The sequence below is a fragment of the Rhodobacter maritimus genome, assembly GCF_058747975.1.
On record NZ_CM179095.1, the window covers coordinates 1,698,070 to 1,719,846 of the forward strand.

Below are 21,777 nucleotides of genomic sequence, written 5' to 3' on the forward strand. Positions count from 1 at the left end.
GCGCCTAAATAGTGATTTCGCCGCCCATGCCAAGCGAAACCCGCGCTGCGGCAAATGCGCCTTGCTCTGGACGCGGGCGATAAATTCCTTATATCTTCACTCGACAATTGCGCGAGACCCGACATGACCCCCGACACTTCCGCGCCGCTTGAAGGCACGCCCCTGATCCGCCCGTCGACCACCGACCACCCGCTTTACGACAGCGTGGTCGAGGCCTGCCGCTCGGTGTTCGACCCGGAAATCCCGGTCAATATCTACGACCTCGGGCTGATCTACACGATCGAGATCAGCGACGAGAACGAGGTCAACATCGTGATGACCCTCACCGCGCCCGGCTGCCCGGTGGCCGGAGAAATGCCCGGCTGGGTTGCCGATGCGGTCGAACCGCTCGACGGCGTCAAGCAGGTCAATGTCGACATGACGTTCGAGCCGCAATGGGGCATGGACATGATGTCGGACGAGGCGCGGCTGGAACTGGGCTTCATGTAACGCAGGCATTTTCGGCTGCAATCTGCCACATGCAGGCAAAATCACTTGCATATAACCTAATGCAGGTATTATAACCTGCATATGTCTCGGATCTGCGTTCTCACCGGCGATCTCGTCGAATCCTCGAAACTTTCGGCACGGGCGCTCGATGCCGCCCTTCAGGCCGTGAGCACCGCTTTCGATGCGCTCTCCGGCATCATTGGCCCCGCTGAACTGGCGCGTGCGCGCGGCGATGGCTGGCAGATCGCGCTCAGTGAGACGCGCTTCCAATGCCGCATGGCGCTGATGGTGCGCGCGCATCTGCGCCGCGAAGGCGCCGGCCTGTCCACCCGCATCGCCCTGGCCGAGGGCGCGGGCGAGATCCCCGCCTCGGGCGATCTGAACAGCGCCCATGGCCCGACTTTCACCGCCTCGGGCCAGTTGCTCGACCGGCTGGAGGGGCCGCGCATCGCCCATGCGGGGGGCGGCGCGCTTGGCGCGGCGCTGCGGCTTTTCGATCACGTCTCGGAAGGCTGGACCCCGGCACAGGCACGCGCCCTCTCGGTCATGCTGCGCCCCGAGCCGCCCACACAATCGGCCGCGGCGCAAGAGCTTGGCATCGCCCGGCAAAGCCTTGCACAGGCATTGCAGGCCGGCGGATACGATGCCATCTCAGAGGCGCTGGACATGCTTGAACGCCCCGGAGGCGCGCCATGATCGAAACCTTCTGCGCCCTTCTTTGCGCCCATGTCGCTACCGATTTCCTGTTTCAGACCCGCCGGATGGCGCTTGCCAAGGCCGACCGCGCGCCCGGCTTTCTTGCCGCGCATCTGGCGATCCTGGCCGTGCTCAGCACCGCGGCGATCACCCCCACGGACCCCGCCGCGGCCGCCCTGCCCCTTGCCATCGTCGTGCTCAGCCATCTGGCGATCGACCTTGCCAAAAGCCTCGCCCCGCAAGACCGGCTCTGGCCCTTCATAGCCGATCAGGGCGCGCACCTGGCGGTGCTGGTTCTGGTGGCGGCCCTCTGGCCCGGCCTCTGGGCGGCGGGATACTGGGCGGGGATCAACTGGCTGCCGGGCGTGATGGTGCTGCTGGCGGGCCTTGTGCTGGCCACCCGCGCGGGCGGCTTTGCCGTGGGGCTTCTGATGCGCCCCTGGGCGGATGTCGAGCTGCCCACCGGCCTGCCGCAGGGCGGCACGCTGATCGGCATGCTTGAACGCGGGCTGATCTTCATTCTCGTGCTGGCAGGCCAGCCCGGCGGCATCGGCTTTCTGATCGCAGCCAAATCGGTGCTGCGCTTCGAGGCGACCTCGAAGGATCAGCGCGCGGGGGAATATGTCATCATCGGCACGCTGGCCTCGTTCGGCTGGGCGCTTGCGGCCTCTTATGCGACGCTTGCACTGCTCGCGGCACTGCCCGACCTTGGAATTCTTCCCGCGCGGCCCTAGATTGAGGCTCTGGATCGGAGAGAGATGATGTTCGCCATACCCGGCACCCCCCCTGTCACCCTTACCCCCCGCGCGGTCGCACAGATCGCCCGGCTGATGCAGCGCGAGAACGCGGCAGGCTTCCGCATCGGCGTGAAGAAGGGCGGCTGCGCGGGCATGGAATACACGATGGAGATCGCCTCGGAAGCGGGGCCGATGGATATCGTGGTCGAGGAAGGCGCGGCCCGGGTGCTGATCGCCCCGATGGCGCAGATGTTCCTTCTGGGAACCGAGATCGACTATGAAACCGGCCTGCTGGAATCCGGCTTCAGGTTCCGCAATCCCAATGTCACCGAGGCCTGCGGCTGCGGCGAGTCGGTGAAATTCGGCGCGCCTGCCGAAAACGGCTGAACCGCAGCAAAGGCCTGCGTTGATTTGGCCTTTGCGCCCGCGCGCCCGCTGCCCTAGTCTTCCCTCTGATATGTCCGAAGGAGGGAAAAGATGCGCCGCAAACTGGCCGCCGGAAACTGGAAGATGCACGGCACCCGCGCCAGCCTGGCCGAGGTACGAAAGCTGATCGCCGCCCATCCCGACCCGGCCTGCGACGTTCTGCTCTGCCCCCCCGCCACGCTGATCGCCTGGATGGACGAGGCGATCGGCGCCGCCCCCCTGCGCCTCGGCGGGCAGGATTGCCACGCAAGCTTTTCGGGCGCGCATACCGGCGACATCGCAGCGCAGATGCTGGCCGATGCCGGGGCAAGCCATGTGATCCTTGGCCATTCCGAACGCCGGGCCGATCACGGCGAAACCGATGCCGAGGTGCATGCCAAGGCCGAAGCGGCCCGCGCCGCGGGGCTGACGGCGCTCATCTGCGTGGGTGAGACGGAAGCGCAACGCGATACGGGCGAGACGCTCGAGGTGATCGGCGGGCAGCTTTTCGGCTCGACCCCAGACGGCGCGACCGGCAACAACACCGTGATCGCCTATGAACCCGTCTGGGCCATCGGCACCGGTCGCACCCCCAGCCTTGCACAGATCGCCGAGGTGCATGACTTCATCCGCTCGGAACTTCTGGGCCGCTTCGGCGCGGAAGGCACGATGATCCGCATCCTCTATGGCGGTTCGGTCAAGCCGGTGAATGCCGCCGAGATCTTCGCCACCTCGAATGTCGATGGTGCGCTGGTGGGCGGCGCAAGCCTGAAGGCCGAGGATTTCGGCGCCATCATCGCCGCGCTGGAACGGGCGGCGCAGGGCTGACTTTCCGCCTCCGGCGGGGATATTTGGACGAAGATGAAGGGGCTTTCACCTTTGCTCAAATATCCCCGCCGGAGGCATCAAAGTAAAAGGCCGCCCCTTGGGGCGGCCTTTTCTCATTTCACGATCGTTTCGGGCCCCATGACCGATGTGGGCAGCCATGTGCTGAGGAACGGCACATAGGTCACGAGGATCAGGAACACGAACAGCACCGCCAGGAAGGGCGCGGCCGCGCGCACCACGCGCATGATCGGCATCCCGGCCACGCCGGAGGTGACGAACAGGTTCAGCCCCACCGGCGGCGTGATCATCCCGATCTCCATGTTCACGACCATGATGATGCCCAGATGGATCGGGTCTACGCCCAGTTCGATCGCGATAGGGAAGACCAGCGGCGCGACGATCAGGATCAGCCCCGAGGGTTCCATGAACTGTCCGCCGATCAGCAGGATCACGTTCACGATCACCAGGAACATGATCTTGCCCAGGCCTGCGCCCAGAAGCGCCTCGGTGATCTTTTGCGGGATCTGCTCGTCGGTCAGGACGTGCTTGAGGATCAGCGCGTTGGCGATGATGAACATCAGCGTGATCGTCAGCTTGCCTGCCTCGAACAGGGTAGCGCGGGTGTCGGGGTGGAAGAACGCCGTCACTATGGCCACCGGCTTGCGCCAGAGCGGGGTCTTGACCTCGGCCTCGTCCAGCGGCCCCATGTCGCGATAGATGAAATTCGCGACGAAGAAGGCGTAGACGGCGGCAACGGCGGCGGCCTCGGTCGGGGTGAAGATGCCGGCGGTAATGCCCGGGATGCCGTAAAGACCAACCATGATGACGGCGATCAGCATCAGCCCCCAGAACGCGTCGCGGAAGCTGTCCCAGACCTCACCCCAGCCCTGCCATTCACCCTTGGGCAGCTTTTTCCAGATCGCGATCACAAGGATCGTGGCCATCAGCATGCCCCCGGCCATCAGCCCGGGAATGACGCCCGCAAGGAACATCCGCCCCACCGAGACATCGGTGGCCGAGGCGTAGACGACCATCACGATTGAGGGTGGGATCAGGATCCCGAGCGTGCCTGCGTTACAGATCACACCGGCCGCGAAATCGCGCGAATAGCCCACCTGGCGCATCGCGGCGATGACGATGGAGCCGATGGCGACCACCGTCGCAGGGCTCGAACCCGAAAGCGCCGCGAACAGCATGCAGGCAAAGACGCCCGCGATGGCAAGCCCGCCGGGCAGATGGCCCACGCAGGCGATCGCGAAGCGGATGATCCGCTTGGCCACGCCGCCAGTGGACATGAAGGACGAGGCGAGGATGAAGAACGGGATCGCCAGAAGCGTCGCGTGCCCCTCCATCGCCTGATAGAGCGACTGTGCAACCGCGGCCAGCGAGGTATTGGAGAACCACAGCAGGAACAGGGTCGAGCTTAGGCCAAGCGAAATCGCGATCGGCACGCCGATCAGCATGAAGCCGATGACCATCACGAAAAGAAGTACGATATCCACGGGATCAATCCTCGGCGTTCAGGTGACGGACATCTTCGATCGCATCCTCGGCCTCGTGGCTGACGATCAGAGCATCGCGCTTGCCGCGCAGGATGCCGACTGTCGCCTCGATCAACCGCAGCAGCAAAAGCAGGCAGCCGAAGGGCAGGATGAAATAGGGGATGAAGCGCGGAACCTTGGTATAGCTTTCACCTGCGTTGAAGCCGGGCTCGATGAAGCGCAGCCAGTCGGGCATCGGCAGGGTCTCTGTCTCGTACCAGGCCTGGTCGCGGGTCTTGATGAAACCCTCGGGGAACCAGCGCCCGCCGGTCTGCTGGAACCCGCCGAAGGGGGCCCAGTAATCCCATGCCCCTTTCAGAAGCAGAAAGGCGTAAAGGATGCACAACAGCGCCGCCAACAATGCCAGCCCCCGCCGCGGACCGCGCGACAGCCCCGCGATAACTGCGTCCACACCCAGATGCGCCGTCACCTTGACCGCATAGGACATGCCGAACAGGACAAGCCAGGCGAAAAGGATCAGCGTGGCCTCGAGGCCCCAGATGATCGAACTGTTGAAGACATAGCGCAGAACGACGTTGACGAAGGTAATGACCGTCATCAGTCCCAGGATCACCGCGATCGCGGTTTCCTCGAAGCTGTGCACGGCGCGGCCAAGGGCCGACTTGGGCTCATATTTGGCGCTCATCCGTTGATTTCCCCTGATCTGCCGGATCGAAGGCGCGCCGGACACGGCGCGCCTTGCTGGTTCATGCGATCAGTTCTGTTCGTTGATGGCCTGGGCCTCGTCGATATTATCCTGGCCCACGCCGTCGACGAATTTCTCCCAGACGGGTTTCATCGCATCGACCCACGCCTGACGCTGCTCGGGCGTCAGTTCGTTGATCTTGCCACCAGCATCCAGGATCGACTGACGCGCCTGCGCCTCGACCTCGGTCACGGCGGCGTTCCGCTCGACCGTCACCTCGTTCATGATCGTGGCCAGTTGCTCGGACACAGCCGGATCGAGGCTGTCCCACCAGTCGGTCGACACCACAACGAGATAGTCGAGCACGCCGTGGTTGGTCTCGGTGATCGAGTCCTGAACCTCGTAGTATTTCTGGCCGTAGCTGTTGGACCAGGTGTTTTCCTGACCGTCCACGACGCCGGTTTGCAGCGCGCCGTAAACCTCGGAGAAGGCCATCGGCTGCGGGCTGGCGCCAAGCGCTTCCATCTGCGCCACCAGCACGTCCGAGGGCTGGACGCGGAACTTGAGCCCCGCAGCATCGGTGGGCAGCAAGAGCGGCTTCTTGGCCGAGAACTGTTTCATCCCGGAATGCCAGAATTCCAGCCCCTTCAGACCGCGACGCTCCATGGACGCCTTCATTGCCTGCCCGGTTTCCGAGTTCTGGAAGGCGTCGACAGCGGCCATGTTCTTGAACATGAAGGGCAGATCAAAAATGTTGAAGACCTTGGTGAAGGCCTCGAATTTCGACAGCGAGGGCGCGGCCATCTGCACATCGCCCTGAAGCATCGCCTCGAGCACCTGGTCATCATCGTAAAGGGTCGAGTTCGGATAGACTTCGACGCAGGCGGTGCCGTTCATCTCGTTGTTAACACGCTCGGCGAACATCGACGCGGCAATCCCCTTGGGGTGCTTGTCGGCATTCGTGACATGGGCGAACTTGATCTTGATCTCGCCGTCCTCACAGCTGGCAAGCGCCGAGCCGGCAGAGGTGACAAGGACGATCGCCGTCATCGCGGCGGTAAAGTAGTTCATGGTATCCTCCCGAATTCGCCAGTAGCGGTGCGCCATGGGCGCCCCTTTACAGAGAAGCGCCAGAGCGCGTGCGTATCAACAATTTCGTGAACACGCCCGAATTTTTTGCCATTTGCCTTTTTTATGAATAGGTTGCGAAAATCAGGGCGGCCAAGGGGCCTGCCCGCCTGTGCGGAATTCCGCACAGATGTTAGCGCCTGTCGGGCGAAATGTCGCACATCCCGAAGGGCGCCCGGCCGGTCAGCCCCGGAAATCCTCCGGGCGCAGGGCGTGGCGTGCAAGCTTGTCATAAAAGGTCTTGCGGGGCAGTTTCAGCGCGGCGGCGGCCTCGGTCGCGTTGCCGCGGGCACGGGTCAGCGCCTCGCTCAGAAGCTGGCGCTCGACAATGGCCATGCGTTCGGCCAGCCCCAGGTTGTCGCCGGCATCCTCCTCTTGCGCGCCCACCCCCATCGCAAAGCGCATCGCCTCGGACATCAGCGCGCGTGCGTTGCCGGGCCAAGCCTGTGTCATCAGCCGCGCGGTCAATTCCGGCGTGATTTCGGGCATCGGCAAGGAGGATTGCTCGCATGCGATCTGCACATAATGACGAAAGAGCTGCGGGATGTCCTCGGGCCGTTCGGCCAGCGAGGGCACCCGCACCCGCATCACGTCCAGCTTCCAGTAAAGATCGGGATGGAAGGTGCCGCGTGTCACCTCGGCCCCCAGATCGCGGTAGGTTCCGGCCACCAGCCGCGTCGCGGGCTTCGTCTCAAGCAGTTCGAGCAGGGCAAATTGCGCGGGCTGCGGCAGGTCGGCCACCTCGTCGATGTAAAGCGTGCCGCCATCGGCCCGCGCGAACGCAGCCTCGAGCGCATCGGGCATCAGCGTCGCGGCCGGCAGCTTGACGAAGGCCCGCATCGCGGCGGCCGACAGCAGGTGGATCACCTCTGCCACCTTGGAATTGCCCGCCCCCGGCGCGCCGGTAATCAGCACATCCGCCCCCGAACGCGCGGCCGCGCGGGTGGCATCGCGCAGCGCCTCGGACACGGGCGATTGCCCCACCAGCATGCGCGCGGCCGCATCGCCCCGCTTCAGTTCGCGCCGCAGCGCACGGTTCTCCAGCACCAGCGCGCGCGTGCGCAGCGCCTTTTCCACTACGGCCAGAAGATCGCGCGGCGCACAGGGCTTTTCCAGAAAATCGAAAGCGCCCCCCGCCATGCCGCGCACTGCCGTGGGCACGTCGCCCTCGCCCGTCAGCAGGATCACCGGCAGTTCCGGATCGACCTTCCGCGCCAGATCCAGAAGCGCGAACCCGTCCTTTCCCGGCATGCGGATGTCGGACAGGATCACGCCGGGGAAATCCGCGCTGACATGGTCCTTCGCCTCGATATAGCTGCCCGCAAGCACCGGAAGCAGCCCGGCAAGATCCAGCGTCTGCCCAAGCGCCTCGCGCACCGCGCGGTCGTCATCGACCAGAAGAACCTTGCGCGTCATGCCGCCTGCCGCCCTTTCCCGGCGGCCTGAAGATCCACCGTGAAGACCGCGCCCCCCTCGGGCCGGTTCGTACCGCTGATCGCACCGCCAAAGCTTTGCACCAGACCGTAAGAGATCGAAAGCCCAAGCCCCATGCCCTCGGCGCTGCCGACCGCCTTGGTCGAATAGAACGGATCGAACAGCCGTTCGGGCTCGGCGATGCCGGGGCCGGTATCGGCAACGGTCAGCAATACGCGGCCCTTGCCGGAATGGGCCAGCCGGATGGTCAGGCGCCGCTCGGGGCTTTCGACCATGGCGTCGGCGGCGTTCGAGAGCAGGTTCACCACCACCTGCTGCAAGCGCACCTCGCCCCCGCGCACCTGCACCGCCCCGCCCGGCGGCACCCAGTCAAGCGTGACGCCGTGGCGCGCAAGCTTCCCCTCGACCAGATCCAGCGCCGCGGCGATCACCGCGACCATGTCGACATCGCGCACCGGCTCGCTTTCCTGGCGGGCAAAGGCGCGCAGGTTCTTGATGATCCGCCCCATGCGGCGCGCCAGCTCGGAAATGCGCGACAGGTTGTCCGCCGCCTCGGCCGCCCGCCCGCGCTCAAGGAAAAGCGCGCCATTCTCGGCATAGGAACGGATCGCCATCAGGGGCTGGTTCAGCTCGTGGCTGATGCCCGCCGACATCTGCCCAAGCGCCGACAGCTTGCCCGCCTGCACCAGCTCGGCCTGCGCGCGCCGAAGCCGGTCATTGGCCTCCAGCAGTTCCGCAGTGCGCGCGGCCACCCGCGCCTCAAGGGCGGCATTGGCCTCGGCCTCGGCCCGCAGGCGCAGGCTCAGCAGGCGGCGGCGCTCCCACAGCGCGTAGATCACCGCACCAAGGCCCAGCATCCCGACCGCCACGGCAAGCGCCTGCGCACGCGCCGCGCGCAACACCGCGCCCGCGTCGATCAGCCCATGCCCGCGCATCCCGATCACCGGAAGATCGCGCGCCACCGGCAAGCCGGTCGCGGGAAGATAGGCCCCGCCCTGCGCCAGATCCCACCCCGCCACGCGACGGATGCCGAAGGGCCGCTCGTGCAGCGGCACCGCATCGGGATAGATCGTCACGTCGCGCGGAATCGCCGGATCGGTCCGGCGAAACACCATCTCCGAGCGGTTCGCCACGAAGGCCACCCCCGCCGCATCGGTAAACCAGACCGGCACCGGATCGCCCCGCCCCGGCGCCTCGACCCGCCCCGCATCAAGGCGCAACAGCAAGGCACCCGCCACCTGCCCGCCCGCGCCGAACACCGGCGCCGCGAAGGAAAAGATGCGCCGCACCCCACCGGCCTCGACATAGTGGAACGTGCCGGTCGCGCCGTGGCGCGCGCGCCGCAACTCGGGCGTCAGGATCAGCCGCGCCGGGGCCGAGGGCGGACCGGCCAGCACCCGGCCATCGGGCGCCACCAGCAACAGCTCCAGCGCCCCGGAACGGTCGGCCACGCGCTGCAACACCTCGTCCACCTCGGCCCGCGTCCCCGCGCCCCGCTCGGCCAGGGCCCGCATCGCCCGGTGATCGGCCGTCAGCACCGCCACCTCGCGGAACTGCACAAGCGCCGTCACCAGCCGGTCCGAGGCCAGCCGCAGATCGGCCGCCCCGCGCTCTTGCAGATTGCGCAACCCCTCCTGCACCGCCACGCGCCAGACCGCGCCGGACACCGCCGCCGTCAGCAGGACGAAAAGGCCAGGCAGAAGGACACGGCGCCACATGGCCTATACCGGAACCGCGTAAAGGATGAACCCGCTGGCCGGCGCGTAGGTATCGTAAAGCCCGCGCGCGACCGCATTGTTCTCCGCCGTCAGCCAGCGCACCGAGGGCAAGCCCTGCGCGCGCGCAAACCCGATCACATGGTCGATCATCGCCCGCCCCGCCCCCGTGCCCCGCAGCTCCGGGCGCACGAACAGATCGGACAGATAGCACACCATCCCCCCCGACAAGGAACGATGCATCAACTGATACTGCACCAGCCCCACCGCCGCACCGCTGTCAGACGCTATCGCAATATCGGCCCGGAACGGCTCATCCGGGTCCAGGATCCAGCCCCAGACCGCCTCAATCGCCGGGGCAGGATCGGTCTCGTAAAAGGCGGCATAGCCCCGGAAAAGCTCTTCCCAGACGGCGCGGTCCCCGGCCGTGACGGAACGGATCGTCAGTTGCATGCGCGGCACTCCTCTCTCACTCCAGAAGTGACCAACCGGCCACGAAGGTCAAGCACGCCGGCCCACCCCTTCATCTTCGCCCAAATATCCCGGGGGGAGTCCGCAGGACGGGGGGCAGCGCCCCCCACCCGACCGGATCAGAGCGCGGTCCAACCGCCATCGACCGAGATGGTCGTGCCGGTGATCTGCTCGGCCGCGGGCGAGCACAGGAAAACCGCCGTACCCCCAAGCTGTTCGACCGTAGCGAATTCCTTCGACGGCTGGCGGTCCAACATGACCTTCCGGATCACGTCCTCGCGGCTCATGCCATGGGTCTTCATCTGATCGGGGATCTGCGCCTCGACCAGCGGGGTCAGCACATAACCCGGACAAATCGCGTTCACGGTGATCGGCTCCTGCGCGGTTTCCAGCGCGACCGTCTTGGTGAACCCGACGATGCCATGCTTGGCCGCGACATAGGCCGACTTGTAGGGCGAGGCCGTCAGCCCGTGCGCCGAGGCGATGTTGACGATCCGGCCCCAGCCACGCTTGCGCATATGCGGCAATGCGGCGGCGGTGGTGTGGAAGGCGGAACTGAGGTTGATGGCGATCACCGCATCCCATTTTTCGGCCGGAAACTCCTCCACGGGCGCGACATGCTGGATACCGGCATTGTTGATCAGGATATCGCAGCCGCCAGCCTGTTCGATCAGCGCACGGCATTCCGCGCCTTTCGACATGTCGGCTTTGATATAGCGCACCGCCACACCGAATTCCGTCGCCATCTCATCGGCAAGCGCATGATCCTCGGGCCGGTCCGTGAACGAGTTCAGCACCACATCGGCCCCCGCACGGGCCAGTTCCCTGGCGATGCCCAGTCCGATCCCCGAATTCGATCCCGTGACGATTGCGGTTTTGCCCTTCAGTGCCATCTGTGCCTCCGGTTGGATGGGTTTTGCGGATCATGACCGCATCGCAGGGAAAGTTCCATGCTGCGTTTGCACGGATGCGGCGGATCGCCGCCATGGGCCGGGGGCAAAAAAAACGCCCGCACGAGGCGGGCGTTAAGTCATGAGGCAGGTTTCATACAGGCAAGAAACCTATCGAGCAGTAAGTATCTTATAAGCGTTTGTTCGCACGCATCCAAGGGAAAAGTTTGCGCAAGCCGGGGCGCGCCGTTAGCTTCCTGTCTGAAAATACAGGCAAAGAACGGAGAGACGGAATGTCCCTATCAGGCCTCATGAGGGCAGTTACACTCCTTTGCGCGGCACTTGGGCCTGTATTTCTTGGGGCACCCGCGCGTTCCGAGCCGCACCACGCCATTGCGATGTATGGCGAACCCGCCCTCCCCCCCGATTTCACGCAACTGCCCTATGCCAACCCCGATGCGCCCAAGGGCGGACGCATCCGCATGGGCGAATCGGGCAGTTTCGATTCGCTCAACCCCTGGATTCTGACCGGCCGCCCCGCCCAGGGCATTGCCACCTTCGTGGCCGAATCGCTCATGGGCCGCAGCATGGACGAACCCTTCACGCTTTACGGGCTTCTGGCGCAAAGCATCGAGACCGATCCCGAACGCGCCTGGGTGGAATTCACCCTACGCGAAGAGGCACGCTTTTCCGACGGCTCCCCCGTCACGATCGAGGACGTGATGTGGAGCTATGAGACCCTCGGAACCCAGGGACATCCGCGCTACCAGAACGCCTGGGGCAAGATCGCGCGGATGGAACAGACCGGGCCGCGCTCGCTTCGGTTCACCTTTGCCGCGCCCGACCGCGAACTGGCCCTGCTGATGGGCATGCGCCCGGTCCTGAAGAAGGCCCAGTGGGAGGGCAAGGATTTCGCTACCGCCAGCACCGAGGCCCCGATCGGCTCGGGCCCCTACATCGTCGACCGGGTCGAGATGGGCAAGTTCATTGGCCTCAGGCGCAATCCCGACTGGTGGGGCAAGGATCTGCCCTTCAATCGCGGCCTGCACAATTTCGACGAGATCCGCTACGACTATTTCGGCGATGGCGGCGTCGTGTTCGAGGCCTTCAAGGGCGGCGAGCTGGACACATGGCGCGAAACCAACAGCGCGAAATGGGCACGCGACTACGATTTCCCCGCCGTCACCGGCGGCGCGGTCGTGAAATCGGAGATCCCGCACCACCGGCCCTCGGGGATCACCGGGCTCGTCTTCAACACCCGCAAGCCCCTTTTCGCCGACTGGCGCGTGCGCGAGGCGCTGACGCTGGCCTTCAACTTCGAATTCATCAACGCCACGCTCAATGACGGAAGCGAGCCGCGCATCACCTCGTATTTCTCGAACTCGTCGCTTGGCATGGGGCCGGGGCTGGCCACCGGGCGCGAGGCCGAATTGCTGGCGCCCTTCGCCCGATCGCTCGTGCCCGGCGTGATGGAGGGATACAGCCTGCCCGAGGGCGACGGGACGGAACTGAACCGCGCCAACAGCCGCAAGGCCATGCGCCTTCTGGAAGAGGCGGGCTGGAGCGTGAACGCGAAAGGCGTGCTGCAAGACGCGGACGAACGCCCCTTCACCTTCGAGATCGTGCTGCAACAGGGCGCCGCCGAGGTGCAATCTGTCGTCGACATCTATGTCGAGGCGCTCGGCCGTCTGGGGATCTTTCCCAAGGTCACCACGATCGACGACGCGCAATATCAGCAGCGCACCAACAGCTATGATTTCGACATGGCCTGGTATACCCGCGCGCTGTCGCTTTCGCCGGGCAACGAGCAGTTCCTGTATTGGGGCGCGAAGGGCGTGGAAGAGCCGGGCAGCCGCAACTGGATGGGCATGGACGTGCCCGCCGCCGAGGCGATGATCCGCGCCATGCTGGCCGCGACCGACCCCGACGAGTTTCAGGCGGCGGTGCGCGCGCTCGACCGGATCCTGACCGCCGGACGCTATGTCATCCCGGTCTGGTATTCGCATGTTTCGCGGCTTGCACATATTCGTGAACTTCACTTCCCCGAACGGCTTCCGCTATACGGGGACTGGCCGGGCTTTCAGCCCGATGTCTGGTGGTATGAGGCTGAGCAATGAAAAAGCTGATCCTTGTGGCGATGATCGCGGCACTGGCGGGATGCAACACCGTGGCGGGCGTGGGTGAGGATGTCACCGGCGGCGCGCGGTCGGTCCAAAGCTGGTTCTGATCCGATTTTCCTTTGCGCCCGCGTGATTTGAAGGCACACTTGCAGCCGGAGGGCTGTCAGGAATGCGCCCGCGCGGCAGAAAGGAGGGCCGATGAAGTGGCATCACGTTCAGGAAAACTGGGCGGCGTTCTACGATGCGATCCTGGACCGCTGGCCCGAGGCGGACGAGGCCGATCTGGATGAGATCGACGGCGATCAGAAAGCCTTTGTCGGCTATATCGCGGGGCTGACCGAACAGGAACCCGGCGACGCGCGCGAGGAAATCCGCGAATGGCTTGCCGGTGAGCTGCCCTCCGATGTCGTGATGGACCCGCATCACGACAATCACTCGATCCAGCTTTCGGCCAAATATGTCGGCGAGGGCGAGGACGAATATGACGACGATGCCCGCTTCGGTGACGACCGGCCCTGACGGGCGGCATCAGCCGAGCGAGGTCACCCACAGCACGGTGGCATCCTCGGGGCTGGTCGAGATCAGGTTGTGGCCCATCGTGGCGTCGTAATAGGCGCTGTCGCCGCGGCGCAGGTCGACGGGCTCGTAGAACTCGGTGAACAGCCGCGCGGTGCCGGTCAGCACATAGAGGAACTCTTCCCCGTCATGGCGGACCCAGCCGTTGAACTCTTCGGTGCTGCGGGCGCGGATGCGCGCGCGATAGGGCAGCATCTGCTTGCGCGACAGGGCCCCGGCCAGCAATTCATGCTCATAGGTGGTGGTGACATGCGGCACGCCCTCGCCCTGCTTGGTCACGGCCATGCGCCCGGTGATCTGCCCGCGCGAGGGCGGCGTGAAAAGCTGCGGCACCGAGATCGCAAGCCCCTCGGCCAGCTTCTTCAGCGCCTCGTAGGTGGGCGACATCAGCCCGTTCTCGATCTTCGACAGGGTCGAGCGCGCCAGCCCCGCCTGCGCCGCGGCCTGTTCCAGCGTCCAGCCGCGTTCCTTGCGCAATTCGCGCACCCGCTCGGCCAGGTTCACGGGTTCGGGCACGACCTCTTCGCCGCTTTCGCGCGCGATGCGAATGATCCTGGCCTGTTCAATCTCGCCCATCCCGGCTCTCCTGCACAGCGATTGCGCGGCCGGGGGCGGCCGCCCCGGCTTGCATCGCGCCGGGCAGAGGCGTAGCAGGGTTTCATGCGCTCTGTCCACGCCGAACACCCCTGCCCCGCCCCGCCCGCATCCTTCAACATGGCCGCGCATGTGCTGGCGCATGCCCCGCGCCAGCCCGAGAAATCGGCGATGCAGATCGTGCGCGCCACGGGGGCCGAGCGCTGGTCCTATGCCCGGCTGGAGGCTGCCGTGCGCGGCGCCGGAACCGGCTTTCTGCGCGCCGGGCTTCAGCCCGGCGACCGGGTGCTTCTGCGCCTTGGCAACACGCCCGAATTCCCGGTGGCCTTTCTGGGCGCGATCGCGGTGGGGCTGGTGCCGGTGCCGACCTCGTCGCAGCTGACCGCGCCCGAGATCACCCGCATGGCGGCCGAGATCGCCCCCGCGCTCGTGGTGGCCGGCGAAGGGATCGCGCTGCCCGACCACCCCGCCCCGGTGATCGACGAGGCCGCGCTGCGCGGCTTCGAGACGCTGGAGCCCGCGGCCTATGCCATGGGCGCGCCGGACCGGCTGGCCTATCTGATCTATACCTCGGGCACCTCGGGCAATCCGCGGGCCGTGATGCATGCCCATCGCGCGATCTGGGCGCGCCAGACGATGTATCAGGGCTGGTATGGGCTGGAAGCCGAAGACCGCCTGCTGCATGCCGGGGCCTTCAACTGGACCTATACGCTTGGCACCGGGCTGATGGATCCCTGGACCATGGGCGCCACCGCGCTGATCCCCGGCGCCGGCGTGGCGCCCGAGACGCTGGGGCTTTTGCTGCGCCGCTTCGATGCGACGATCTTCGCCGCGGCGCCGGGCGTGTTCCGCCAAATCCTGAAGCATCACGCAACGCTGGACCTGCCGCGCCTGCGCCACGGGCTTTCCGCCGGAGAGGCGCTGCCCGACACGGTGCGCGCGGCCTGGATGGCGGCCACCGGCACGCCGATCCACGAGGCGCTTGGCATGTCCGAATGCTCGACCTTCATCTCGGGCGCGCCGGCCCATCCCGCGCCGCCCGGCACGGCGGGCTATCCGCAGGATGGCCGCCATGTCGCGGTGCTGGACCCGGAAGGGAATCCCGTCGAGCGCGGAACCCCCGGCGTGCTGGCCGTTCACCGCGACGATCCGGGCCTGTTCCTGGGCTATTGGCAGCAGGAAGCAGAAACAAAGGCCCGCTTTCAGGGCGATTGGTTTGTTACCGGGGACACCGTCCAGATGGCCGCCGATGGCGCGATCCTCTATCTGGGCCGCGATGACGACATGATGAATGCCGGCGGCTATCGCGTCTCTCCGATCGAGGTGGAGGCCGCCCTTGCCCGCCACCCCGACGCCGGAGAGGTCGCCGCGATCGAGATCCGCGTGAAGGCCGATGCCAGCGTCATCGCCGCCTGCTATACCGGCACCGCCACGCCCGAGGTTCTGGCCGCGCATGCACAGGGCTGCCTTGCGCGCTACAAGCAGCCGCGCATCTTCCGCCATGTCGCGGCGATTCCGAAAAACCCCAACGGCAAGCTGAATCGCCGCGCCTTGAGGGAGGGCTGGGATGAGCCTTGAGCTGTGGCTGGTCTTCCTTCTCGCCTCGGTCGCGCTGTCGCTGACGCCGGGGCCGAACGCGCTGCTGTGCCTTGATCACGGGGCGCGCTACGGGCTTGGCCGGGCGGTCTTTACCGCGCTTGGCTCGTGTCTTGCCATGGTGTCGATGGTGGGGGCGACGCTTCTGGGGCTTGGCGCGCTGATGCTGGCCTCGGAAACCGTGTTCACCGCGATCAAATGGGCGGGGGCGGCTTACCTGTGTTATCTCGGTGTCCAGCTATGGCGCCAGCCGGGGTTTTCCGCGAGCCCCCTTCCGGGCGCCGCGCGCCACATGATCACCCGCCGCAGCGCATTCACCAAGGGCGCGCTGGTGATGCTGTCGAACCCCAAGACCATCCTGTTCTTCACCACCTTCCTGCCGCAGTTCTTGACCCCTTCGGCGCCGCTTTTGGGGCAGTTCGTGATCCTGGCGGCGACGCTTGGGCTGGTGGAATTCGCGGTGGAGCTGATCCTTGCCGCCACGGCGGGGCGCTGCGCAACCTGGCTGTCGCGCCACGGGCGGGCCTTCAACCGCATCACCGGATCGGCCTTCATCGGAATCGGCGCGATGGTGGCGCTGTCCACGAAAGGGAATGCATGATCACGCTTGATATCTTCGCCGACCCGATCTGCCCCTGGTGCCTGATCGGAAAGGCCCGGCTTGACCGCGCGCTCGAGGCGCGGCCCGATCACCCCTTCGCCATCGCCTGGCATCCGTTCCAGCTTGACCCCTCCCTGCCGCAAGGCGGGATGAACCGCGCCGATTACCTCGAGGCGAAGTTCGGCCGCGAAGGCGCGGTGCGCATTCATGTCCCGGTGCTCGATGCGGCGAAAGAGGCCGGGATCGAGATCGACCTTGCCGCGATCACCCGCACGCCCAACACCCGCGATGCGCACCGCCTGATCCACTGGGCGGGGCTTGAGGGCCGCCAAAGCGCGATGATCGCCGCCCTGATGCGGGCCTATTGGCGCGAGGGGCGCGATATCGGCGATGCCGCGGTGCTGGCCGATCTGGCCGCCGGGGTGGGGCTTGAGCGGGAAATGATCGCCCGGCTGCTGACCTCGGACGCCGATTGCGACACCGTCGCCACGCGCGAGGAACATGCCCGCAGCCGCGGCGTGCGCGCCGTGCCCACCTTCGTCATCGCCAACACCCATGTCATCGAAGGCGCGCAACCCACCGAGCTGTGGCTGCGCGTGATCGACGATCTGGCGGCGCAGGCATGAGCATGCCCAACACCAGACCCGCCCTCTCGATGCCCGAATTCACGGCGATGCTGGCGATGCTGTTCGCCACCATCGCCTTCTCGATCGACGCGATGCTGCCCGCCCTGCCCCAGATCGCGGCAGAGCTGACCCCCGACAGGATCAATTCGGCGCAGCTCGTGCTGACCTCTTTCGTGCTGGGCATGGGGGTGGGCACCTTCCTCAGCGGCCCGATCTCGGATGCGACGGGGCGCAAGGTGGCAATCACCGCGGGCTTTGCCATCTACATGGTGGCGGCCGTCGTCGCGGCCCGCGCGCAAAGCCTCGAATCGCTGCTGATCGCGCGCTTCGTGCAGGGGCTGGGCGCCGCGGGGCCGCGGATCGTGGCGCTTGCCATGGTGCGCGACATCTATTCCGGGCGCGAGATGGCGCGCGTGACCTCTTTCGTGATGATGGTCTTCATCCTGATACCCGCCGTCGCCCCCGCGATAGGACAGGGGATCATCGCCATGACCGGATGGCGTGGCGTGTTCTGGGCCTTCGTGCTGTTCGGCCTTGTCGCGGCCATCTGGCTGAACCTGCGCCAGCCCGAGACGCTACCGCCCGAACGCCGCCGCCCGTTGCGCCCCGCCCCCCTCTGGTCCGCCGCGCGCGAGGTTCTGGCCAACCGAGAGGTGCGCATCTACATCGCGGTGCTGACGCTTGGCTTCGGGCAGATGTTCGCCCTTCTGTCCTCGGCGCAGCAGTTGTTCGCGGCCTATGGGCAGGGCCCGCGTTTTCCGATGTGGTTCGCCCTGATGGCGCTTTTGTCGGGCAGCGGCACGGTGCTGAACGCACGCTTCGTGATGCGCCTTGGCATGCGGCGGATCGCAACGGATGCCTACCTGATGCAGATCTGCTCTTCGACGCTGACGCTTGCGCTGCTGTTGTCGGGCATTCTTGCGGGGAACTGGGCCTTTGCGGTGATCTTCCTGTGGTCGGTCACCGTGTTCTTCATGGCCGGCGTCACCTTCGGCAACCTCAACGCGCTTGCGATGCAGGAGATGGGGCATATCGCGGGCATGGCGGCCTCGGTCGTGGCGGCAATCTCGACCGTGGCGGCGGTGGCGGTGGCCGCGCCGGTGGGGCTGATGTTCAACGGAACGGCAACGCCGATCGTCCTGGCCACGCTGATCTGTTCGGGGGTGGCGTGGCTGTTGATGCGCCGCACGATGGACCTGTCCTAGCCCGCGCTTTCCTGCCGGGCCCCCTTTTTCGCCGCGATCACCTTCTCGGCCAGATCGCGGGCGATCGAGAAGGCACCCTTGATCTTGTCGGCATCGGTGCCCCAGTCGCGCCGCACCACGACCTTGTTGCCCTGGATCTTCGCCATCCCGCGCTGCGCGGTCAGGAATTCGACAAGGCCAGTGGGGTTGGGAAACTTGTCCATGTGGAACTGCACCGTCGCGCCTTTCGGCCCGGCATCCATCCGCGCGATATGGGCACGCTTGCACATCGCCTTGATCCGCATCACCAGCAAAAGCGTGTTCACCTCTTTGGGCAGATCCCCGAACCGGTCGATCAGCTCGGCGGCAAAGCCCTCAAGCTCGACCTTGGTGCTCAACCCCGACAGGCGGCGATACAGCCCCAGCCGGACATCGAGATCGGGGATATAGGCTTCGGGGATCATCACCGGCACGCCAAGATTGATCTGCGGGGACCATTCGCCATCGCCCTCGGTCTCGGTCAGTTCGCCCGATTTCAGCCTGGCGATGGTTTCCTCCAGCATCGCCTGGTAAAGTTCGTAGCCCACTTCCTTGATATGGCCCGACTGCTCTTCGCCCAGAAGGTTGCCCGCGCCGCGCAGGTCCAGATCCTGGCTGGCAAGGTTGAACCCCGCGCCGAGGCTGTCGAGACTGCCCAACAGGCGCAGCCGCCTGGTGGCCTGCGGCGTCAGCGGAAGGCGCGGCTTGGTCGTCAGATAGCAATAGGCGCGGGTCTTGGCCCGGCCCACGCGCCCGCGGATCTGGTAAAGCTGGCTCAGGCCGAACATGTCGGCGCGGTGCACGATCATCGTGTTGGCGGTGGGAATATCCAGCCCGCTTTCCACGATGGTTGTGGCCAGAAGCACGTCGTATTTGCCGTCATAAAAGGCGTTCATGCGATCGTCGAGTTCGCCCGCCGCCATCTGGCCGTGGGCCACGATCACGCTGACCTCGGGGACATGGGTTTTGAGGAACTCCTCGATCTCGGGGATGTCGCTGATGCGCGGGACGACGTAGAAGCTTTGCCCGCCGCGGTAATGTTCGCGCAACAGCGCCTCGCGCAGCGTCACGGCGTCGAATTCGCTGACATAGGTGCGGATCGCCAGCCGGTCGACCGGCGGCGTGCCGATCAGCGACAGGTCGCGCACCCCGGTCAGCGACAGTTGCAGCGTGCGCGGGATCGGCGTCGCGGTCAGCGTCAGCACATGGATTTCCGAGCGCATCTCTTTCAGGCGCTCCTTGTGGGTCACGCCGAAATGCTGCTCTTCGTCGATCACCAGAAGGCCGAGGCGCTGGAAACGCACCCCCTTGGCCAGCACCGCATGCGTGCCGATCACGATATCGACCGAGCCGTCGGCCATCCCCTCGCGCGTTTTCGCGGCCTCCTTGGCCGAAACGAAGCGCGACAGCGGCCGCACGGTGATGGGCGTGCCGCGGAACCGTTCGGCGAAGGTCTTGTAATGCTGGCGCGCCAGAAGCGTGGTGGGCGCAATCACGGCCACCTGCACGCCGGCCTGCGCGGCGATGAAGGCCGCGCGCATGGCCACCTCGGTCTTGCCGAAGCCCACATCGCCCACGATCAGCCGGTCCATCGGACGGCCCGAGGCCAGATCGCCCACCACATCCTCGATCGCGGTCAGCTGGTCTTCGGTCTCGGTATAGGGGAAGCGGGCGGCGAAAGCCTCCCATTCGTGATGCGGGGCCTCCAGCACCGGGGCCGCACGCAAAAGCCGCTCGGCCGCGATGCGCATCAGCCTGTCGGCGATCTGGCGGATACGCTCTTTCAGGCGGGCCTTCTTGGCCTGCCACGCGCCGCCGCCCAGCTTGTCCAGAAGCCCCTCTTCATGACCATAGCGGCTGAGCAGCTCGATATTCTCGACCGGCAGGAACAGCCGGTCGCCGCCGGCATATTCCAGCGCCACGCAATCATGCGGCGCGCCAAGCGCCGTAATGGTTTCCAGCCCCTTGTAGCGCCCGACCCCGTGGTCGACATGCACCACCAGATCGCCGGGGCTGAGCGATTGCGCCTCGGTCAGGAAATTCTCGGCCTTGCGCTTCTTCTTCGGCGCGCGGATCAGCCGGTCGCCCAGCACGTCCTGCTCCGAGATCACGGTCAGCGGGTCGGCGGGGCTTGCCGCCTCGAAGCCCTGATCGAGCGCCCAGACCCCGAGGTTGAGCCCCGGCCCAAGATCGCGCGCATCGCGGATCAGCCGCGCACCGGCCAGGCCCTCATCCTCCAGAAGACCCTTGAGGCGTTCGCGCGTGCCCTCGGACCAGCTGGCGATCAGCACGGGACCGGCCCTCATCCGAACCTGAACATGGTCTTTCAACGCCCCGAAAAGGCTTATGTTTTCCTGCTGGCGCTCGGGTGCGAAGCTGCGCCCGATCCGCCCGCCCGCATTCAGAACCCCCGGCCCCGGCGGGGCGGCCAGAACCTGAAGCCGGACCACGCGGCGCGCAGACAACGCGGCGTTCCAGCCCGCCTCGTCCAGGTAAAGCAGACCGGGCGGCGCGGGTTTGTAGACGGTATCCACCCGGTCGCGCCGGGTCATCGCCTCGCGCCGGGTGTCGTATTGATCGGCGATCCCCTCCCACCGTGACTGCCGCTGCGGTTCAAGCTGGTCGTCCAGCATGATCGCGGCATCGGGCAGATATTCGAACAGCGTTTCAAGCCGTTCGTGGAAAAAGCCCAGCCAATGCTCCATCCCGGCATGCTTGCGCCCGGCGCTGACGGCCTCGTAAAGCGGGTCCTCGGCCCCGCCCGCGCCGAATTCCACGCGGTAGTTCTGGCGGAAGCGGGTGATCGCGCTTTCGTCCAGAATCACCTCGGAGACGGGCGCAAGCTCGATCGCCTGCAACTTCTCGGTGGTGCGCTGCGTGACCGGATCGAAGCGGCGCGCGCCGTCCAGCACATCCCCGAACAGATCGAGCCGCACCGGCCCGCCCTCGCCCGGCGGGAAGATGTCGATGATGCCGCCGCGGATCGCATAGTCGCCCGGCTCGGACACGGTCGAGGCGGGGCTGAACCCCATGCGGACCAGAAAATTCTTCAGCGCGCCCTCGTTCACGCGCCCGCCCACGGTTGCCGAAAAGCTCGACTGTGCAAGCACCGCGCGCGCGGGCACGCGCTGCATCGCCGCCGAAAGCGTGGTCAGCAGGATGAACGGCCCCGGCATGCCCGCCTGCAACGCGGCCAGCGTCGCCATCCGCGTGGCCGAGATGTCGGGATTGGGCGAAACCCGGTCATAGGGCAGGCAATCCCAGGCCGGAAAGTTCAGGACCACCGCATCGGGGGCGAAAAAGGCCAAAGCGGCACGCATCGCCTCAAGGCGGCGGTCGTCGCGCGCGACATGGATCACAGGGCGGCCGCGCGCCAGCTCCTTCGCCAGAAGCTGCGCGTCAAAGCCCTCGGGGGCGCCGGAAAGAAGCAGGTGTTGGTGCGTCATCGCCCCGAGGTATCC

21 protein-coding genes are annotated in these 21,777 nt (G+C 66.1%); 12 read left to right on the top strand and 9 right to left on the bottom strand.

Going from position 1 to position 21,777, the window contains the following annotated elements; translation table 11 throughout:
• Window positions 1-123 precede the first annotated feature (123 nt).
• From AC4PTO_RS08600 to tpiA, 5 genes are all read left to right on the top strand, one after another.
• On the top strand, window positions 124-489 hold the full coding sequence (locus tag AC4PTO_RS08600; RefSeq protein ID WP_492733384.1) for an SUF system Fe-S cluster assembly protein: 366 nt from the start codon (window positions 124-126) through the stop codon (window positions 487-489).
• A gap of 81 nt (window positions 490-570) precedes the next feature.
• The gene (locus tag AC4PTO_RS08605; RefSeq protein ID WP_492733386.1) at window positions 571-1,185 is read left to right on the top strand and encodes a MarR family transcriptional regulator; all 615 of its coding nucleotides are present in this window, start codon (window positions 571-573) and stop codon (window positions 1,183-1,185) included.
• Window positions 1,182-1,919: a DUF3307 domain-containing protein gene (locus AC4PTO_RS08610; protein WP_492733388.1), complete on the top strand. Its 738-nt coding sequence runs from the start codon at window positions 1,182-1,184 to the stop codon at window positions 1,917-1,919. The genes AC4PTO_RS08605 and AC4PTO_RS08610 overlap by 4 nt, the downstream gene beginning before the upstream one ends.
• Before the next feature lie 27 nt (window positions 1,920-1,946).
• On the top strand, window positions 1,947-2,309 hold the full coding sequence (locus AC4PTO_RS08615; protein WP_492733390.1) for a HesB/IscA family protein: 363 nt from the start codon (window positions 1,947-1,949) through the stop codon (window positions 2,307-2,309).
• A 90-nt stretch (window positions 2,310-2,399) separates the two neighbouring features.
• Window positions 2,400-3,155: a triose-phosphate isomerase gene (gene tpiA, locus AC4PTO_RS08620; protein WP_492733392.1), complete on the top strand. Its 756-nt coding sequence runs from the start codon at window positions 2,400-2,402 to the stop codon at window positions 3,153-3,155.
• A gap of 113 nt (window positions 3,156-3,268) precedes the next feature.
• Here tpiA and AC4PTO_RS08625 read toward each other — a convergent pair whose 3' ends face one another.
• The 7 genes from AC4PTO_RS08625 to AC4PTO_RS08655 all read right to left on the bottom strand — a co-directional run bounded on the left by AC4PTO_RS08625 (window position 3,269) and on the right by AC4PTO_RS08655 (window position 10,983).
• On the bottom strand, window positions 3,269-4,657 hold the full coding sequence (locus tag AC4PTO_RS08625) for a TRAP transporter large permease (RefSeq protein ID WP_492733394.1): 1,389 nt from the start codon (window positions 4,655-4,657) through the stop codon (window positions 3,269-3,271).
• A 4-nt stretch (window positions 4,658-4,661) separates the two neighbouring features.
• Entirely contained in the window at window positions 4,662-5,342 is a 681-nt protein-coding gene (locus tag AC4PTO_RS08630; protein ID WP_492733396.1) for a TRAP transporter small permease, read from the bottom strand.
• 69 nt (window positions 5,343-5,411) lie between these two features.
• Window positions 5,412-6,413, bottom strand: coding sequence for a DctP family TRAP transporter solute-binding subunit (locus AC4PTO_RS08635; RefSeq protein ID WP_492733398.1), 1,002 nt, complete (start codon window positions 6,411-6,413; stop codon window positions 5,412-5,414).
• Window positions 6,414-6,653: 240 nt separating this feature from the next.
• Entirely contained in the window at window positions 6,654-7,886 is a 1,233-nt protein-coding gene (locus AC4PTO_RS08640) for a sigma-54-dependent transcriptional regulator (protein WP_492733400.1), read from the bottom strand.
• The gene (locus tag AC4PTO_RS08645; protein ID WP_492733402.1) at window positions 7,883-9,622 is read right to left on the bottom strand and encodes an ATP-binding protein; all 1,740 of its coding nucleotides are present in this window, start codon (window positions 9,620-9,622) and stop codon (window positions 7,883-7,885) included. Before AC4PTO_RS08645 ends, AC4PTO_RS08640 begins: the two co-directional genes overlap by 4 nt.
• 3 nt (window positions 9,623-9,625) lie before the next feature.
• Window positions 9,626-10,072, bottom strand: a complete 447-nt coding sequence (locus AC4PTO_RS08650) for a GNAT family N-acetyltransferase (protein ID WP_492733404.1) — start codon at window positions 10,070-10,072, stop codon at window positions 9,626-9,628.
• 137 nt (window positions 10,073-10,209) lie between these two features.
• Window positions 10,210-10,983, bottom strand: a complete 774-nt coding sequence (locus AC4PTO_RS08655) for a 3-hydroxybutyrate dehydrogenase (protein ID WP_492733406.1) — start codon at window positions 10,981-10,983, stop codon at window positions 10,210-10,212.
• A gap of 308 nt (window positions 10,984-11,291) precedes the next feature.
• On the opposite strand from AC4PTO_RS08655, the gene AC4PTO_RS08660 reads away from it, so the two are divergent.
• The 3 genes from AC4PTO_RS08660 to AC4PTO_RS08670 all read left to right on the top strand — a co-directional run bounded on the left by AC4PTO_RS08660 (window position 11,292) and on the right by AC4PTO_RS08670 (window position 13,619).
• Window positions 11,292-13,097 carry an extracellular solute-binding protein gene (locus AC4PTO_RS08660; protein ID WP_492733408.1) on the top strand — a complete coding sequence of 602 codons (1,806 nt, stop codon included), beginning with the start codon at window positions 11,292-11,294 and terminating at the stop codon, window positions 13,095-13,097.
• Window positions 13,094-13,207, top strand: coding sequence for an entericidin (locus AC4PTO_RS08665; protein ID WP_492733410.1), 114 nt, complete (start codon window positions 13,094-13,096; stop codon window positions 13,205-13,207). The genes AC4PTO_RS08660 and AC4PTO_RS08665 overlap by 4 nt, the downstream gene beginning before the upstream one ends.
• 91 nt (window positions 13,208-13,298) lie before the next feature.
• Entirely contained in the window at window positions 13,299-13,619 is a 321-nt protein-coding gene (locus AC4PTO_RS08670; protein ID WP_492733412.1) for a hypothetical protein, read from the top strand.
• Window positions 13,620-13,628: 9 nt separating this feature from the next.
• Here the strand turns inward: AC4PTO_RS08670 and AC4PTO_RS08675 are convergent, their stop codons facing one another.
• On the bottom strand, window positions 13,629-14,252 hold the full coding sequence (locus AC4PTO_RS08675) for a helix-turn-helix domain-containing protein (protein ID WP_492733414.1): 624 nt from the start codon (window positions 14,250-14,252) through the stop codon (window positions 13,629-13,631).
• Window positions 14,253-14,336: 84 nt separating this feature from the next.
• Here AC4PTO_RS08675 and AC4PTO_RS08680 point away from each other — a divergent pair, with 84 nt between their 5' ends.
• From AC4PTO_RS08680 to AC4PTO_RS08695, 4 genes are read left to right on the top strand one after another with little or no spacing between them, the layout of a single operon-like run.
• A complete protein-coding gene (locus AC4PTO_RS08680) occupies window positions 14,337-15,848 on the top strand; it encodes a class I adenylate-forming enzyme family protein (protein ID WP_492733416.1) in 1,512 nt (503 codons plus the stop codon).
• On the top strand, window positions 15,838-16,467 hold the full coding sequence (locus AC4PTO_RS08685) for a LysE family translocator (protein ID WP_492733418.1): 630 nt from the start codon (window positions 15,838-15,840) through the stop codon (window positions 16,465-16,467). The genes AC4PTO_RS08680 and AC4PTO_RS08685 overlap by 11 nt, the downstream gene beginning before the upstream one ends.
• Window positions 16,464-17,093, top strand: coding sequence for a DsbA family oxidoreductase (locus tag AC4PTO_RS08690; RefSeq protein ID WP_492733420.1), 630 nt, complete (start codon window positions 16,464-16,466; stop codon window positions 17,091-17,093). Before AC4PTO_RS08685 ends, AC4PTO_RS08690 begins: the two co-directional genes overlap by 4 nt.
• Window positions 17,090-18,298, top strand: a complete 1,209-nt coding sequence (locus AC4PTO_RS08695; protein ID WP_492733423.1) for an MFS transporter — start codon at window positions 17,090-17,092, stop codon at window positions 18,296-18,298. The genes AC4PTO_RS08690 and AC4PTO_RS08695 overlap by 4 nt, the downstream gene beginning before the upstream one ends.
• On the opposite strand, the gene mfd is transcribed toward AC4PTO_RS08695, so the two are convergent.
• Entirely contained in the window at window positions 18,295-21,762 is a 3,468-nt protein-coding gene (gene mfd, locus AC4PTO_RS08700) for a transcription-repair coupling factor (protein ID WP_492733426.1), read from the bottom strand. The genes AC4PTO_RS08695 and mfd overlap by 4 nt on opposite strands.
• Between the last annotated feature and the right edge of the window lie 15 nt (window positions 21,763-21,777).

What these genes read in the sequence shown, in the direction of transcription:
- AC4PTO_RS08600 (WP_492733384.1), top strand. Translation starts at nt 124, where the DNA reads ATGACCCCCGACACTTCCGCGCCGCTTGAAGGCACGCCCCTGATCCGC.
- AC4PTO_RS08605 (WP_492733386.1), top strand. Translation starts at nt 571, where the DNA reads ATGTCTCGGATCTGCGTTCTCACCGGCGATCTCGTCGAATCCTCGAAA.
- AC4PTO_RS08610 (WP_492733388.1), top strand. Translation starts at nt 1,182, where the DNA reads ATGATCGAAACCTTCTGCGCCCTTCTTTGCGCCCATGTCGCTACCGAT.
- AC4PTO_RS08615 (WP_492733390.1), top strand. Translation starts at nt 1,947, where the DNA reads ATGTTCGCCATACCCGGCACCCCCCCTGTCACCCTTACCCCCCGCGCG.
- tpiA (WP_492733392.1), top strand. Translation starts at nt 2,400, where the DNA reads ATGCGCCGCAAACTGGCCGCCGGAAACTGGAAGATGCACGGCACCCGC.
- AC4PTO_RS08630 (WP_492733396.1), bottom strand. Translation starts at nt 5,342, where the DNA reads ATGAGCGCCAAATATGAGCCCAAGTCGGCCCTTGGCCGCGCCGTGCAC.
- AC4PTO_RS08635 (WP_492733398.1), bottom strand. Translation starts at nt 6,413, where the DNA reads ATGAACTACTTTACCGCCGCGATGACGGCGATCGTCCTTGTCACCTCT.
- AC4PTO_RS08640 (WP_492733400.1), bottom strand. Translation starts at nt 7,886, where the DNA reads ATGACGCGCAAGGTTCTTCTGGTCGATGACGACCGCGCGGTGCGCGAG.
- AC4PTO_RS08645 (WP_492733402.1), bottom strand. Translation starts at nt 9,622, where the DNA reads ATGTGGCGCCGTGTCCTTCTGCCTGGCCTTTTCGTCCTGCTGACGGCG.
- AC4PTO_RS08650 (WP_492733404.1), bottom strand. Translation starts at nt 10,072, where the DNA reads ATGCAACTGACGATCCGTTCCGTCACGGCCGGGGACCGCGCCGTCTGG.
- AC4PTO_RS08655 (WP_492733406.1), bottom strand. Translation starts at nt 10,983, where the DNA reads ATGGCACTGAAGGGCAAAACCGCAATCGTCACGGGATCGAATTCGGGG.
- AC4PTO_RS08660 (WP_492733408.1), top strand. Translation starts at nt 11,292, where the DNA reads ATGAGGGCAGTTACACTCCTTTGCGCGGCACTTGGGCCTGTATTTCTT.
- AC4PTO_RS08665 (WP_492733410.1), top strand. Translation starts at nt 13,094, where the DNA reads ATGAAAAAGCTGATCCTTGTGGCGATGATCGCGGCACTGGCGGGATGC.
- AC4PTO_RS08670 (WP_492733412.1), top strand. Translation starts at nt 13,299, where the DNA reads ATGAAGTGGCATCACGTTCAGGAAAACTGGGCGGCGTTCTACGATGCG.
- AC4PTO_RS08675 (WP_492733414.1), bottom strand. Translation starts at nt 14,252, where the DNA reads ATGGGCGAGATTGAACAGGCCAGGATCATTCGCATCGCGCGCGAAAGC.
- AC4PTO_RS08680 (WP_492733416.1), top strand. Translation starts at nt 14,337, where the DNA reads ATGCGCTCTGTCCACGCCGAACACCCCTGCCCCGCCCCGCCCGCATCC.
- AC4PTO_RS08685 (WP_492733418.1), top strand. Translation starts at nt 15,838, where the DNA reads ATGAGCCTTGAGCTGTGGCTGGTCTTCCTTCTCGCCTCGGTCGCGCTG.
- AC4PTO_RS08690 (WP_492733420.1), top strand. Translation starts at nt 16,464, where the DNA reads ATGATCACGCTTGATATCTTCGCCGACCCGATCTGCCCCTGGTGCCTG.
- AC4PTO_RS08695 (WP_492733423.1), top strand. Translation starts at nt 17,090, where the DNA reads ATGAGCATGCCCAACACCAGACCCGCCCTCTCGATGCCCGAATTCACG.
- mfd (WP_492733426.1), bottom strand. Translation starts at nt 21,762, where the DNA reads ATGACGCACCAACACCTGCTTCTTTCCGGCGCCCCCGAGGGCTTTGAC.